Raw genomic sequence first — 14,119 nt, 5'->3', positions numbered from 1 at the left:
TTGTGCCTCCAGCAGGTGATGGGGGTCCATCCACTATTTCCCAATTTTTCCATTCTCGTTTCAGAGAATTTATGAATATACTTTCCGATATAGCGAAGTAATTTGTATTAATTACTCTGTTCATTTCGCTTCTCCGAAATAGTTATTATTTTTTATTTACATACTATGCAGACATTGCTACCGATATCGAAAATTAAACATGCGGTGATTTCCATGGGTTTCGATGATACGGCGCTTAAAATGTCTTCTCGTCTTTCGGTTGCCGTTTCGACTATCGGTTTTAATCAGACAGCATTCATTGCGCTTGTCCCTCTCATCGCGACTGCGACGGGTCTGCAAACAGGTGAGATCGGTCTTACAGCGGGGCTTGGTGCCGTGGCCTTCGTTGCCAGCGCTCCCTTGTGTGGAATGCTCGGCGCTCGAATTGGAGCGCGTCGCGCTCTGTATTGGCTGGGGGTCGTACTTCTGCTGGCGCAACTCATCTTTCTGGCGCTGATGATGGCGGGTCCACTGCCCTATGTGCCGGCTCTCGGTTTGCTCGTAATATCGCGCCTCGTCTATGGGGCGGCATCCGCTGGAATTATGCCGATTGCTCAAGCCTGGATTTCCGGATTGTTGCCGCAAAAGGAGCGCACCGTTGCCTTGGCACGGCTCAGCGCCGGGCTCAGCATTGGCCGCATTCTGGGTTCGGCTGCGGCGGTGACCGCCAGTGTCATGCCGCTTCTGCCACTTATGCTGCTCGTTGCAAGTCCGCTCAGTCTCCTGCTGGCGCCTGCTGCAAACGACACTGTCGGCAAAGCTGGTCCGCGTTCCGATAGTCGGGCATATCTTTCTCCACTCGACGGACGCCTGCTGCCATTCCTCGGACTTGGATTTCTGGTCACGATGTCCTTCGGACATGTTCAGATGATCCTCGGACCGCTGCTGCAACTGCATCTTGCCGTCGGTCCGGCCGAGGCGACCGCTGCTGCGGGGATCACGCTGATCATCGTGGCGCTTGCGATGATCGCAACGCAGATACTGGTCATTCCCCGGTTGCGGCTCGACAATAGAACCTGCGTTATCCTCGGTACAGTTCTGCTGGCTGCTGGTGTCCTGCTCGTGGCGGTACCCCTCGCATATGTGAATCTCTGCGGACTGGTGGTGGCCGGAGTAGGAATGGCGATTGCCACGCCCAACTATCTTGGATGGCTCACCGGACGGATGGAACAGGGAGAACAGGGGGCTGCGGCTGGTTGGCTTGCAAGTGCTCACGTACTTGGCCAGGGAGCGGGCGCGATCTCCGGCGGCTATCTTTTTACAGTCTCTGCGCAGGCACCGCTTTTTGTCAGCGCGATCCTTGCTGGCATGGCAGCGCTTCTCGCCTTCTCGATGAAGGCCCGAGATACATGAAGAACAAGAGGGATGCTGGATCATGACGGCCGCCTGCCAATGGCATCAACGCCTGTCCTCGGTAGTGTCTTGAGCATCCTAATTGTGGCGAGAACGGCCAGCCCCGAAAGCACTGCGGCCAGAGCGAAGAGAGGGCCGTAGCCCAGACGATCTGCAAGGATGCCTGAAACCATAGAACCAGCCAGATAGACAACAATCTGTGCGCAGGCGAGGATCGTAAAATCAGTTCCAGGCTGATCGGGCGATGTGACGCTCATGAAAAGGCTGTAGAGCGCAACGATCTCCATGTACCGGATGATCGTCTGAAATGCCGATGCCCCGTAAAGCGGCCAGATTCCACCCAGTACGCCGAACGCATGCAGGGTGAACAGCAGGAAGCAGATTGTTCTCAAGCTCCCCAGAAGCCGAAGCACTGCGGCGACACCATTGCGACGAAGAAGAACGGCGGCGATGGCAGAACCGGCAATGCCTGCGGTTGCGGCGGCGGCACCTGACAGATAGCCGATCACGTCGAGCGGAACGCCCGCATCCACCAGATAGGGTCCCTCCATGGCTTTCATCAGCCCTTCGCTTGCCCGATAGATCAGTGCAATCCACAGAATCTGCCGTGCTTCGGCGCGGCGTAGGAAATGCATGATCGAGGGACGTGAAAGAGCCCGCCCGTCGAGCAAAGGTGCGGGGTCGTTTTCCCGCATCGATAAGGCGGCGATCAAAGGAATGAGCGAAAGAAATGCGATCGTGCCAAGCATGATCGCCCAGCCTGCATGGTGATAAAGAACCAGTCCCAGCGTTCCGCCGATCAGCACGCCGAATGCAACCGCACCACCCTGGATGGCGTTGCCGAGAGGTCTGTCTGCCTCGTCGAGATATTTTGCAGCATAGCCATCGGTTGCGATGTCCTGTGTGGCGAGCAAAAGCGATGCAATGAAGCCGACAATGAAAATTCCGGTGACATTATCCGGACCTAGCGGGATGAGGCACACTATGGCCGCGATGATCCCGCTTTGCGTAAGCACGACCCAGCCAGCCCGGTGAGAACGTGCCCATGGCCTGAAGCGGTCGACCAAAGGTGCCCATACAAACTTCAGGACCATGGGCAGAAGCAGAATGGAAAACATGCCGATAGCGGTGCGTGACACATCCTGTTCCCGCAAGATGGGAGGCAGGGCGGCAGCAAACAGATAGGTCGGAATGCCCTGAGCCAGATAGAGCCCCGCAAGGACACAGAACAACCGTGTCCGTGATGAGGGGCGGGCGACGATGGAAGAGGGGGCAATCGTCATCATCGATTGCCCTTGTGAGAGTGTTGGCCTGCCAGGCAGGCCGTGGTGCTGAAAAGCATCTTCATCGCCCGGCTCTGCCTTAGAACGTCACTTTATAGGAAAGGAAAACGCTGCGCCCCAGCCCTGCTACAGGTGCGTTACGCGTGGCTGTTGCCGTGGGGTTGATATAATAGGTGTCGAAGACGTTGCGGACGGCGAGGCTTGCTTCGCTGCCGTTCTCGAAGGTTTTCGAGAACGCCATATTCACCAATGTAGCGTCGTCTATCTGCTGACCCTTGATACGGTCGCGACCCGAGAAATATTCAACTTCCCCCCGGACCTTGTACCCGCCTTCGAACGACACTGTGGTATAGGCAAGCCCCTTCCATGTGGTTGGAATACGGTTATTGGGAAGGTATTCGTCCGAACCGATGCTGCCATCCCGGTTGGCGTCATATTTGCCTTCCTGATAGGCAACCAGACCGCCGATGGTGAACATCGAATTGATGTCGTAGTCGGCTCGTGCCTCCACGCCCCAGATACGTTCCTTCTGCTGGCTTACGCGGTTTGCCGCGATATCATAGTTCACACCATCCTTGGAGGTGGAAATATAGCTGCTCACCGTGCTGCGAAGATCGCCCCAATCGCCGCGCAGACCCACTTCATAAGTGTTGACCAGCTGAGGCTTTGGCGCGATGTCGGCATAGCTGATCGTGTAGTCAGGCGTGCCGCGGCAGCCATAGATGGCAGCTATCGAGCCGTAGGCATCACAGATTTCTGCAAGTGAATTGACACCCGCGCGGCGTGTAAATGCGCCAATATCCGTTAGGCTGTAGCCTTGCGAGAAATTACCGAAGGCCTGCACCTCTTCCGTGACGTCGTACACGGCTCCAGCGTTAAAGGTCCATGCGTTGTAGTCAAACGAACCACCAAGAACGCTGATCGCCGGATAGATATTCGCCAGTGACCGCGCAGGCCAGGCAACTGCTGTAGGCCGCGTGAAATCATTCACATCGAGGTAGAACTGATCGAAACGCGCGCCGCCCTGCAAACGGAACCGTTCCGTGACGGGAACTTCGGCCTGCGCAAAAGCCGCGATGGAATTCTGCGTCATCGGGGCGATAGCATCTTCGTCGTTCAGCAGTGTCTGCGCCACCTTGTCGTAAGCGTAATCCACACCCCAGGTCAGCTTGCTGCCATTGGTGATGAAATCCATCGGTGTCGTGATGGTCATGTTCACGCCTGTCCGGTCGAAGTCATATTTCGACTGGTTGAACCATGCGGTCGGCTGTCGGGGATTTCCCGAATAATAGACCTGAGTGTTCACAGCCGAAAGTTCGGTGAACGGGGACTGTTTGAAGATCTTGTTATAGAAAGCCTTCACTTCAAGATTGCCGAGTGCAAAATCCTGATCGGTATATTTTGCAGTCAGATACTTGGAATCCTCGCGAAGCGGTTCGCCGGTGTAGGCTGAACCGAATCTCGGTGAAACCGGGTTCGTCGTGTAGTCGGTGAACCATTCCGGCTTCTGCTTGGCGTAGGTCCAGTCAAAGCTGACTTCAAACCGGCGCGGACCGCTTTCATAGCCTACGACACCGAAGAAATTGCCGTTGACCGTCCTGTCGCCGCCACCTTGTCCAAGCATGGCGTCGGATGGCATTTCATTGCCATGTCCGTTATAGGTGCGGCGGGTCCAATCGCCGGTTCCGGAGAAGTAATAGTCGAGCTTGTCTTTTCGACCCTCAATGGAGATGCTCGTTTCCGGCGCGGTCGATTTGCCAAGGTTTTCCGTGTAGCCGGAAAGGCCGGTGCGTACCGTGACGGTCGGCTTATCGCTGGTGCCCCGCTTGGTGATGAAATTGATCGTTCCGCCTGTCCCGCCGGCACCGTAGAGGCTTGAAGCTCCGTTCACGACCTCAATGCGTTCAACAGAATTGAGATCGATCATCGACAGGATGCGTGACAGGTCGCGCAGTGGCGTGTTGCGGGGCACACCGTCCACCATGATCAGAACGCTGCGACCACGAAATGTTTCCGACGCGCCGGATATGGTCTGGTTGCTTGGTGCGAAACCGGGAACCAGGCGCGAAATCAAGTCGCTGGCATTCGGCGAGATTCGCATCGCTTCTTCGACTTGTTCCCGATCAATCACCTGAACGGATTGAGCAACAGCGGCAATTGAGCTCTCATTGCGTCCGGCGGTGATGATAATCTGGTCCAGCCGCGTAACCCCTGCGTCGTTGCCTGCAGTTTCCTGTGCAAACGCTGCCGTCGTAAATCCGCAGCCTGAGAGCAGCAGAACTATGAATTGCCTGTTCATGTTTTTCCCCAAGTGAGAATAGTCAATGGAATCCGATGGATGGCCAATCCGTGGCGTCGGTTTTCCATCAATCTGTTACAGTCGCCCCTGGACGCAAAGGACATGGTGCCCGGTCATGAGGGTGATCCATGAAGGTCTCCTTTTGTCGTCCCGCCTTCATTCGACGGAGACAGGACTGGCCGTCTCCGCGAAAGTCGTTTAAACTAGATTATTATTCTCAACTTTATAGGGTGGCCTGTGCGTTCGGCTTGGTTTCTGGCGAAAATTGATAGGACCAGGACGAACTGACCGTTGGTCATTTACCCGTGTTGCAAGGATGCATCATGATTCCGTCTAAGCAGATCGAAACGATAGTTCCGCAGCACTTTCATATTGCCGATATCGGGAATGAAACCGACTGCAAACTCTGTGCTTCGGCGCTCACTGAGATTGTGGGAGATGTCTCGCTGGTCGTGGGCGCAACTGCACAGGGTGCTGTCCGGGGTATTTACTGCTCGGTAGATCCGCTCCGGATCATGACCTGCTATTTTCCGAGTTGCGAGATATTGATCCGGGGTAAAGGCGGATGCTCGGCCGATCAATTGCTTATGGTGCGAAGCATGGAAGGAGCGCTTCGCATCCGACAATCCGGTGAGACATTGAACCTGTTGCCGGGCGACGTAGTTTTTCTGTCGCCGGACAAGGCGTATGAATGGTGGCTCCCTGAAGGCGGACGTGTCGATTGTGGACGTTTGCCTGTGAGCTATTTTCCGGTCTCAAAACAGGCCGTGAAAAACTTTTTGATGCGCCCAATACCGAAGGCCTATCCACCATTAAAGCTCCTTATTACGCATGGTGCCTATCTGCTTATGCGAGGCACGCACGCGCCCGGCGAAGCCGAGATGATCGCGGCGCACTTCCGACAGGTGTTGCCAATGGTTCTGGAGTTTCTCCGGGACGATCACCGTAAACATCGCTCAGGTCTGAACCTTTCGCAGATCAAAGCTTTCATCGAGACTGGTCTGTCGGATGCAACCTTCGATCTTGGTACGGTTACCGCAAGGTTTGGCGTTACTGCCCGTCAGGTCCAAAAGCTTTTTCAGGCTGAGAATACGACGTTCTCCCGTTACGTGCTTGAGCGTCGACTGGATATGGCCCGACTGCGTGTTTCACGACATAACAATCGCTCGATCAGTTCAATTGCTTACGAGGTTGGCTTTGGCGATCTTTCCTATTTCAATCGGGTGTTTCGCCAGCACTTCGGCATGACACCATCGGCGATGCGAGACCAATCGCATGCCATGGTGAGTCAGATTCAAGCTCTTGGTTCGTCCAGACTAAAGGTCACAGGAGCCACCCGTTGATAGCTGCTGTTTGACGGTCCGAACGCCTGCGCCGTTACACCTGTTCGAGCCTCGCCTATCAACAGAACGCTGGCCGACCGGATGGGTCTTTATCGATACATATCCATATTTTCCGGGGCCTGTGCGCCAAAATTACGGGCGTAATAATGGCCGCTATAGACCGCAGCCGCGATGATAGATGGTGCGTAACAGTCGCCAATCGCCGTGACGGATATCACGCCCGCATCTTGCCAGTCATTTTTGCGGGCTTCCAAAGCAGCTTGCAGCGTGTTGTTGGGATGGCGGCTGGTCACTGGTACCAGTGTGCTGCATGGAATCTCGGTTTCCCTGCCGGAATAGACACATGCGACCGACAGACTGTCCGATGTTTGTCTTGCGAGCTTATGCAGCGGGATTATCCTGACACCCAGCTCTATCAATCTTGTTTGAATTTTTGATTGTTCAAGCGTGTGTTCCGTCCAGGGAGCCACGATCGGCGCTGGCGTGACCAATGTCGTATCAATACCGCGGCTCACGGCCAACTCGGCCAGAACTGATCCGAGGTAGTAGCGATCATCATCAAATATCACCAGAGGTCCGCGGCACGCATCGAGCGATGTTTTGTCTTTCAGGATAGCGTCGACGCTCAGCGTGCGTCCTTCCAGTGTTTCCAGAGGTTGCCGATGCGAGCGACCGACTGCATCCGCGCGCCAGTGCGCTCCGGTGGCCAGCACCACATGCGGGATTCCGTAAGTCAGAATCTCGTCGGCATCGAGTTGGCTGTCGAGATACATCTCCACATTGGTCGCGCGCTGCAATTGCATCATGCGCCAATCGCGAACACGCGCCCAGCTTGCCAGTCCGGGGAGGGCAGCTTCCTCCGTGACGCGCCCACCCCAATGGGTATGCTTTTCGGCTATGATGACTTCTGCACCGCGCTCGGCCATGGCGCGAGCGGCTTCCAGACCGGCTGGTCCTCCGCCGACCACCAAAACTTTCTCGGTGGCCTGCAGCCTGCTGATTTTCTCCGGATGCCAGTCCTTGCGCGCTTCTTCGCCAATCGTCGGGTTTTGCGTGCATCGCAATGGTGCAACGGTGTTGTCGCTGGCCGTGCATATATTGCAGCCAATGCATTCGCGAATGTCGTCGATGCGACCGCTCTGGATTTTCTCGGGCAGAAATGGATCGGCGATTGACGGACGGGCTGCGCCGATGAGGTCCAGAACACCGGAGCGGATGGCCTGTACCATGGTATCCGGTGAGGTATAGCGACCAACACCCACGACCGGTTTGCTGGTGAGTGATTTTACAAATGAGATGTAAGGCTCCTGAAAGCCCTCCTGCGAAAAGCGCGACGTCTGGCTGTCGTTGGACCAGCCGGACAGGTTTACATCCCAAAGATCGGGTTCATCGGCGAGAGCGGCAATGACGTCCCGACCTTCACCATTGTACTGGATGCCCTGGTCGCCCAGAAACTCCTCAACCGCAAAGCGGACTGCGATCGCGCATTTGTCGCCGACAGCATCGCGCGTATCGGCCAGAACCTCGCGGAACAATCGCAAGCGGTTTTCGAACGACCCGCCATATTCATCCGTGCGGGTATTGTAGCGCTGCAGCAGAAAATGCTGCAGCAAGGTCATGTCGTGACCTGCATAGACATAAATAATATCGAAACCGGCCCGTTTGGCGCGAAGTGCGGCATCGCGATGCCATTTGCGAAACCGGGCGATATCGGCCTTGTCCATGGCTCTTGCCTGAACTGGGTCCTCCACATCGACAATCATGTCCATGGGACCGAGCGGCGCCAGTCTGGTCAAACGGTTGGAGACGTGGATACCATTATGCACAAGCTGGATTGCAGCGAGACTACCATGCTGGTGTACGGCCTCAGTCAGCTTCTGGAGACGGTCGGCGTCTTTTTCGTCCCATATGCGGCCCTGATTGGATGGCGTGATATCTGACGTCGGATGGATTTCGGTTTCCTGTGTGGAAACGACACCCCAGCCGCCCTCCGCTTTCATTTCACGCAGCCGCAGATCGTGCTCGGGATAACGATGACCCATGCCGCTACAATGCGGAACCTGATAAAAGCGGTTCTTCGTCGTAACAGGGCCAATCTTGATCGGCTCGAACAGAATTTCGTGACGCTTGTCCATGGTCGCTCTGCTTGTCATTTATCAGCATGTCCCCCTTATCGGGCGACTCAATGAGAAGTGGATTTCCATCGCGCTTAACGCGCGATGGAACGCTTGAAGCGAGCTTCGAGTTTGGCCTGACCATATTCCAGAACGATGGACAGGGCCCAATAGATCATCGATGCGGTGATGAGCATTTCGATGTGCCGGAACTCGGTCTGACCTTGGGTGCGGGCAAGATACATGAGTTCCCAAACGCCGATGACGGAGACCAGGGACGAGTCCTTGAGCATCGCGATGAACTGGTTGCCGGTTGGCGGAATAATGATGCGCATCGCTTGAGGAAGGGTGACCAGCCACATGGTTTGCGAGGGCCCAAGGCCCAACGCATATGCGCCCTCCTGCTGCCCGCGGGGAATGCTCTCGATGCCTGCGCGGAAGATTTCCGTCATATAGGCGCCGTAGCATAAGGACAGCGCCAGAATGCCGGCGGGAATAGGTCCGATGACATAGCCCACCTGCGGCAGTCCAAGGTAGATAATGTAGATCTGCATCAACAATGGCAGGCCACGAAAAAGCGAAGTGTAGAACGTTGCCAGACCGTAGATGAGGCCATTCTTAGAAAGCTTGGCCACCGCACCGATCAGAGCCAGAATGGTTGCGAAGAATATCGAGGCTGCGGAAATATAAAGCGTCGTGACGACACCCTGGCTGATCAGAAATCCGATCTTTCTTGCGATAAAATCAAATGAGAGATCGAATGAATAGAAGAAGATCATCAGCAGCAGGAACAGTTCCAGCCATATTGCCGTGATCTGCGCCCAACGCGGAAAAAGTCTCAGGAAACTCCAATTCGCGAAGATGACGATGCTAAGCAGTATCGAGGAGATTAGCGTCGCCTTGGTGAAGCCGGCTTTTGCGACTTTCGGGTCGATGCCAAGCCAGTTTGTTATGCCGGAGAACCGGATATTCATGAAACAGAAGAGTGCTGTCAGGATAACAAAGAACGCTATCTGGACAGTACGTTTAGCGGCCTCGGGCCGCGTCAGAAAAAACCTCCCGAGCATGTTCTCTCCCCTGTCAGCTTGCCTTTCGCTCCGCAAGCCAATCCTGCATCTGCAGTTTCCAATAGGTTAGCTGGGCGGCTGCGAGACCTGCGGCGCCTCCGGCCCAGACCAGCCCGAATTTTTCGAAGAGTTTGTAGCGGTCACTCTGTCCGCAAATGGCTTCGGCCACGATCTTTCCGCCGATCGCGGTTGTGTTCAGCCCGTGCCCCCCGAAGGCTGTGCAGTACCATGTAGCGCGGTCCAATTGACCGATCTGGGGCATCAAGTGTCTGGCGTAGGACATCAGGCCCGACCATGCCAACTCTGTCTTCAGTGAAGCAAGCTGAGGGTAGGTTCCAACCATTTCGTTGCGCAATTCACGGACTACGCCGGGCGTATCGGCTGCTCTCGTCGTGATGCGTCCGCCCCATAAAAGCCTGCGACCACCATCGATTACACGGTAGTAGTCACCGGCACGACGGTTATCACCAATCGCGGCCGTGGTGCGGATCGCCGACGCGATCAGTTCGGGCGCTTCTTCGCTCACCATCACATAGGTGGCAATGGGCAGATAGGCCCGTCTGATCTGGCTGACGAGCCCATCGGTGTAGCCACCTGTGGTGATCAGTATTTTGCCCGCTTTGACCTGCCCGCGGGCTGTTTTTATAAGCTTGCCATCATTGTGGTCGAGCAATTGGAGTACGCGGCTGTTCTCGAATATCCGTCCGCCGAGCCGCTCTATCTCGCAACCGAGCGCCCGCAAGTAGTTCAGCGGATGGATATGAAATGCATTAGGGTCGTAGACGGATTGAAAATAGCGTTTGGAATTCAGAATATTGCGCGTTTCAGCCGTTGGGTGAAAATCTATTCTGTAGCCATAATCGCGTTGAAGCGCTTCGGCATAATGTTTCAGGCTTTCGCCGTCGTCATACCGGCGCACGCTCATAATGCCGGGAATGAGTTGGGCTTCTTCAATCTTCAGCGTGTCAATGTTCTGTCGAACAAATTCGACGCCTTCAATCGACAATTCATGAAGTGTTTTGGCAATCGTCTTGCCAGCGCCGGCAGCAATGTCATCGCCACCGGACGCGAAGCCGGGGCTGACAAATCCACCATTGCGTCCGGATGCGCCAAAGCCGATGCTTTCAGCCTCCAGGACAACGACTTTCTTGCCAGCTCGCGATATCTGCAACGCGGCCGACAAGCCTGCAAGTCCGCCGCCAATCACTGCGACATCTGCTGTTGTTTCGCGTTCAAGCGTTGGACGCGCGAAATCGTCCGCCTTTGTTTGGCTGTAATAAGTGGCCGGATAAGTCATCGCAACACCAGGAAAAGCATATCGGATGAGCCATCGTCACGATGGCTCATTTCAATATTGATGTAAGGGTAATATCAGTCGGCGCTGTAGTCTTTGCCGTACCACTTTGCAGTGAGTGTCGCCAAAGTACCGTCAGACTTCATCTGCTTGATGATTTCGCCAATCTTGGCTGTCCAGTCTGGATCGTTTTTTTCGGCAATAACCACCAACGGCTCACGGAAAGCGTATTCACCTTCGATAATCTTTACGGGATAGCCATTCTTGATGGCGTTCTGTGCCGTTTGCTCTGGAGCGATGATTGCATCGATGCGGACGCCATCACCCAGTCTCAGATCGTCGAATGGCAGCATGGAATCTGCGAAAGTGCGAATTTCGCCTGGTTCGAGCTTGTATTCAATCGGGGGAAGGCCGGGGGCATCGATTTCCAATTGCCGACGAGCGTAATCTTCGGAAGTTGTTGCAGTCTCGACACCGATGATTTTGCCTTTGAGGTCGGCGACAGATTTTGCCGCGCTGTCCTTATGAACGACATAGACATAGGGGCTGTAGTAGTAGATGCCAGCAAAATCGATGACGTTAGCGCGGGCTTTGGTTGGCGTGACCGATCCGACGCCAACGTCATAACGACCCTGCCAACGACCACCTGTCAATGTTGCCCAGTCTGGCGTTTCGAAGGAAACGGTGACGCCAAGACGCTTGCCGATCTCGTTGGCCACGTCCACGTCAAAGCCTACCAACTTGTTGGAATCATCCAGAAAGCTCTGGGGCGGCCAGCCAGCATTGGTCGCGACAACCATGGCCTTTTTTTCCATGACGCGATCCAGCGTCTCTCCCGCATAGGCAGAGAATCCGGTAGCCAGAATAGCGCCTGCGATACCCATTATTGTTATGATTTTTTTCATTTTATCGAACCCCTCCTCTGGTTTGATGCATGAGCATTGCATAAACCCGGAAGCAACGGCTAGGCAGCCCAAAGAAGTAGGTTATGAAATTAGCGCATGATGATATGCAATTCTTGCAGAATGTGCGCTGAAGCCTGCTTGAGCTCGGGGTCGCTCGTGCGCGACGCCCGGATATGCTGAACGAAACCGTCTGATCGTCCGCTTCGTAAGTTATTGATTGCGCACGGCCATTGCCGTGACTTCGACCCGCATTTCAGGCGTGGCGAGCCCGGCGACGCCGACCGCGCAACGAACCGGAAAAGGCTTTTTGAAAAAGCGCAGATAAACTTCGTTGAAGGCGGGGCGTTCATTGATGTCAGTCAGATAGATCGTCAGGTGAATGACATTCGCCAGACTGCTGCCAGCCTTTTCGAGCGATGCTTTGAGGCTGTTCAGCGTGCATTCGCTTTGGACTGTTATGTCGCCGGTTTCCATGGAACCGTCTGCCCGGATGGGGATATGGGTGGTCACCAGAAAATTGCCGATGCCTGCGACATCGGAAGAGATTTCGCTTTCGTCCGTATCCTCCAGAAAATAGGGCGGTGTGCTGTTTGTCATGGTCATTCTCCAAGAGGTTAGGCGTTTCTACAAAGTGTGAAGCGGTTTTCCGATAAGTTGTGCGCTAAAACAAGCAGGTAGAACATTTCCGTCGATTGAGCGAACCCGATCCAAGTGAGGTAGCAACAATGTGTACTGGTCGGGACGGGCATCCTATTGCGGTGGTGATCGGGCAGGTCTAAGAAACAGGTCGGAGGCGAGGAGGCTTCCATCAACGACGACCGGTTCTGGTCTGAAGGCAATCCATGACAGAAAAACATTCTCATCGCGGGCTTGTAGTTGCCGCGATTATGGCAAGCATGGCCATGATCGCCGTCGAGGCAACGATTGTGTCGACGGCAATGCCGCAGATCGCGGCGCAGCTGGGCCAGCTCAATCTCTACTCCTGGGTTTTCTCGTCATTTCTTTTGACACAGACAGCAACGACAGTCGTGTTTGGCAAACTGGCCGACATTTACGGGCGCAAGCCGGTGCTTGTTTTTGGTATTGCACTGTTCCTGACGGCTTCGGTGCTGGCCGGTTTCGCGTGGTCGATGCCTTCGATGATTGTCTTCCGGCTGTTGCAGGGCGTCGGGGCGGGGGCAATCCAGCCTGCGGCCATGACCGTGGTGGCCGATCTTTTCCCCGGAGCGCAGCGCAGCAAGGTTCAGGGATATCTTGCCAGCGTCTGGGCATTGTCAGCCGTTGTCGGTCCGTTGCTTGGCAGTCTCATCATTCACAATTTGAGCTGGGCCTGGGTATTCTGGATTAATGTGCCGGTCGGTATTCTGGCGGCGTCGGGGTTTCTTCTCTTTCTTCATGAGGAGAAGCGGACAAAGCCGGTATCGATCGATGTGCTCGGCGCAGCACTTTTCGCCGTCTCCATCTCCTCCCTGATGATTGCGCTCACCCTGATGGAGAGCGCGGTTTCGCTCGAGGGAATTCTGGCGTTCATTCTCTTTGCTCTTTCGCTGATTGCCTTCATCTGGCAGGAACGTCGCACGAAGGAGCCTATGGTCGCACCGGACCTGTGGCTGAAACGTCCTATCGCTTTCTCCAATCTGGCGGTTTTTCTGGCCAGTATGTCGATCATGGGGCTGACGACATTCCTGCCGATGTATGTACAGACAGTTCTCGACCGTTCTCCTGTGGTCGCGGGCTTTGCCCTGACTATGCTGTTGCTGGGCTGGCCGTGTGGTGCCACGATCGCATCACGGCAGTTCACGCGGTTCGGATTACGCCCGATCATGATCGCCGGAAGCATCTGCATTCCGATTGGCACCTCCCTGCTTGTCATGCTGACTCCATCAAGTTCAGCCACACTGGCTGGAACCGGTTCTCTGATCATGGGTTTCGGCATGGGGCTGCTCAACATTGGGGCACTCATCCTGACACAGGATAGTGTGAGTTGGTCGGAGCGCGGCAGCGCCACGGCATCGAACGTCTTCTCGCGCAATTTGGGCAGTACGCTCGGAGCAGCCATTCTTGGTGCGGTGCTGACCTATGGTCTTGCCAACGCCAATCATGGCGAAGCGATTACGTCAGACCAACTTCGGGACCTGTTGAATGGCGCGGAGATGTTGATTGATCAGCAGGAGCTTCGGCTGGCGCTTCAATATGGCCTGCACGCAACTTTTGTAGCGATGATGCTTATCGCCGTTCTGATCGTGCCAGCCTGCCTTTGTGTGCCGGGGGTGAAAAAGACTTACGAAGAAAACGTGGTGACCTGACACGCTGCACTTTTAGCAAGTTAAGGGTTCAGCGGGCGATTGGTTCCAAGTCGGCTGAACTCGTGATCCTGCGGTAATCCGCACTGGCAAACCGTGGAACTTAGCTGACGCAAAAT

The 14,119-nt window shown here is 55.1% G+C and carries 10 protein-coding genes; 3 read left to right on the top strand and 7 right to left on the bottom strand.

Annotated elements, in window-relative coordinates:
* The first annotated feature begins 240 nt into the window (after positions 1-240).
* Complete coding sequence (locus tag ABDF71_RS16365) at positions 241-1,392, top strand: MFS transporter (protein WP_258124425.1); 1,152 nt, start codon at positions 241-243, stop codon at positions 1,390-1,392.
* Positions 1,393-1,412: 20 nt separating this feature from the next.
* Here ABDF71_RS16365 and ABDF71_RS16360 read toward each other — a convergent pair whose 3' ends face one another.
* Positions 1,413-2,678: an MFS transporter gene (locus ABDF71_RS16360; RefSeq protein WP_258124424.1), complete on the bottom strand. Its 1,266-nt coding sequence runs from the start codon at positions 2,676-2,678 to the stop codon at positions 1,413-1,415.
* A 76-nt stretch (positions 2,679-2,754) separates the two neighbouring features.
* Positions 2,755-4,974, bottom strand: a complete 2,220-nt coding sequence (locus tag ABDF71_RS16355; RefSeq protein ID WP_258124423.1) for a TonB-dependent receptor — start codon at positions 4,972-4,974, stop codon at positions 2,755-2,757.
* A 323-nt stretch (positions 4,975-5,297) separates the two neighbouring features.
* Between ABDF71_RS16355 and ABDF71_RS16350 the strand changes: the two genes are divergently transcribed.
* Positions 5,298-6,317, top strand: coding sequence for a helix-turn-helix transcriptional regulator (locus ABDF71_RS16350; RefSeq protein ID WP_010658473.1), 1,020 nt, complete (start codon positions 5,298-5,300; stop codon positions 6,315-6,317).
* An 89-nt stretch (positions 6,318-6,406) separates the two neighbouring features.
* On the opposite strand, the gene ABDF71_RS16345 is transcribed toward ABDF71_RS16350, so the two are convergent.
* From ABDF71_RS16345 to ABDF71_RS16325, 5 genes are all read right to left on the bottom strand, one after another.
* Positions 6,407-8,470 carry an oxidoreductase gene (locus ABDF71_RS16345; RefSeq protein WP_258124421.1) on the bottom strand — a complete coding sequence of 688 codons (2,064 nt, stop codon included), beginning with the start codon at positions 8,468-8,470 and terminating at the stop codon, positions 6,407-6,409.
* A 56-nt stretch (positions 8,471-8,526) separates the two neighbouring features.
* Entirely contained in the window at positions 8,527-9,498 is a 972-nt protein-coding gene (locus ABDF71_RS16340; protein WP_010658475.1) for an amino acid ABC transporter permease, read from the bottom strand.
* Positions 9,499-9,511: 13 nt separating this feature from the next.
* Positions 9,512-10,795, bottom strand: coding sequence for an NAD(P)/FAD-dependent oxidoreductase (locus tag ABDF71_RS16335; protein WP_258124420.1), 1,284 nt, complete (start codon positions 10,793-10,795; stop codon positions 9,512-9,514).
* A 74-nt stretch (positions 10,796-10,869) separates the two neighbouring features.
* Positions 10,870-11,697, bottom strand: a complete 828-nt coding sequence (locus ABDF71_RS16330; RefSeq protein WP_012092708.1) for a transporter substrate-binding domain-containing protein — start codon at positions 11,695-11,697, stop codon at positions 10,870-10,872.
* 210 nt (positions 11,698-11,907) lie between these two features.
* The gene (locus ABDF71_RS16325) at positions 11,908-12,294 is read right to left on the bottom strand and encodes a RidA family protein (protein ID WP_010658478.1); all 387 of its coding nucleotides are present in this window, start codon (positions 12,292-12,294) and stop codon (positions 11,908-11,910) included.
* A 245-nt stretch (positions 12,295-12,539) separates the two neighbouring features.
* Between ABDF71_RS16325 and ABDF71_RS16320 the strand changes: the two genes are divergently transcribed.
* Positions 12,540-14,003 (top strand): MDR family MFS transporter, encoded by a 1,464-nt coding sequence (locus tag ABDF71_RS16320; protein WP_258124419.1) that lies wholly within the window; start codon positions 12,540-12,542, stop codon positions 14,001-14,003.
* The last annotated feature ends 116 nt before the right edge of the window (positions 14,004-14,119 follow it).

The organism is Ochrobactrum sp. WV_118_8, assembly GCF_039631535.1.
Taxonomy (GTDB): domain Bacteria; phylum Pseudomonadota; class Alphaproteobacteria; order Rhizobiales; family Rhizobiaceae; genus Brucella; species Brucella anthropi.
This window is presented reverse-complemented; position numbering and strand designations above follow the sequence as displayed.

Bases quoted from the DNA above. Each gene is read 5' to 3' on its own strand.
- ABDF71_RS16365 (WP_258124425.1), top strand. From the start codon at position 241: ATGTCTTCTCGTCTTTCGGTTGCCGTTTCGACTATCGGTTTTAATCAG.
- ABDF71_RS16360 (WP_258124424.1), bottom strand. From the start codon at position 2,678: ATGATGACGATTGCCCCCTCTTCCATCGTCGCCCGCCCCTCATCACGG.
- ABDF71_RS16355 (WP_258124423.1), bottom strand. From the start codon at position 4,974: ATGAACAGGCAATTCATAGTTCTGCTGCTCTCAGGCTGCGGATTTACG.
- ABDF71_RS16350 (WP_010658473.1), top strand. From the start codon at position 5,298: ATGATTCCGTCTAAGCAGATCGAAACGATAGTTCCGCAGCACTTTCAT.
- ABDF71_RS16345 (WP_258124421.1), bottom strand. From the start codon at position 8,470: ATGACAAGCAGAGCGACCATGGACAAGCGTCACGAAATTCTGTTCGAG.
- ABDF71_RS16340 (WP_010658475.1), bottom strand. From the start codon at position 9,498: ATGCTCGGGAGGTTTTTTCTGACGCGGCCCGAGGCCGCTAAACGTACT.
- ABDF71_RS16335 (WP_258124420.1), bottom strand. From the start codon at position 10,795: ATGACTTATCCGGCCACTTATTACAGCCAAACAAAGGCGGACGATTTC.
- ABDF71_RS16330 (WP_012092708.1), bottom strand. From the start codon at position 11,697: ATGAAAAAAATCATAACAATAATGGGTATCGCAGGCGCTATTCTGGCT.
- ABDF71_RS16325 (WP_010658478.1), bottom strand. From the start codon at position 12,294: ATGACAAACAGCACACCGCCCTATTTTCTGGAGGATACGGACGAAAGC.
- ABDF71_RS16320 (WP_258124419.1), top strand. From the start codon at position 12,540: ATGACAGAAAAACATTCTCATCGCGGGCTTGTAGTTGCCGCGATTATG.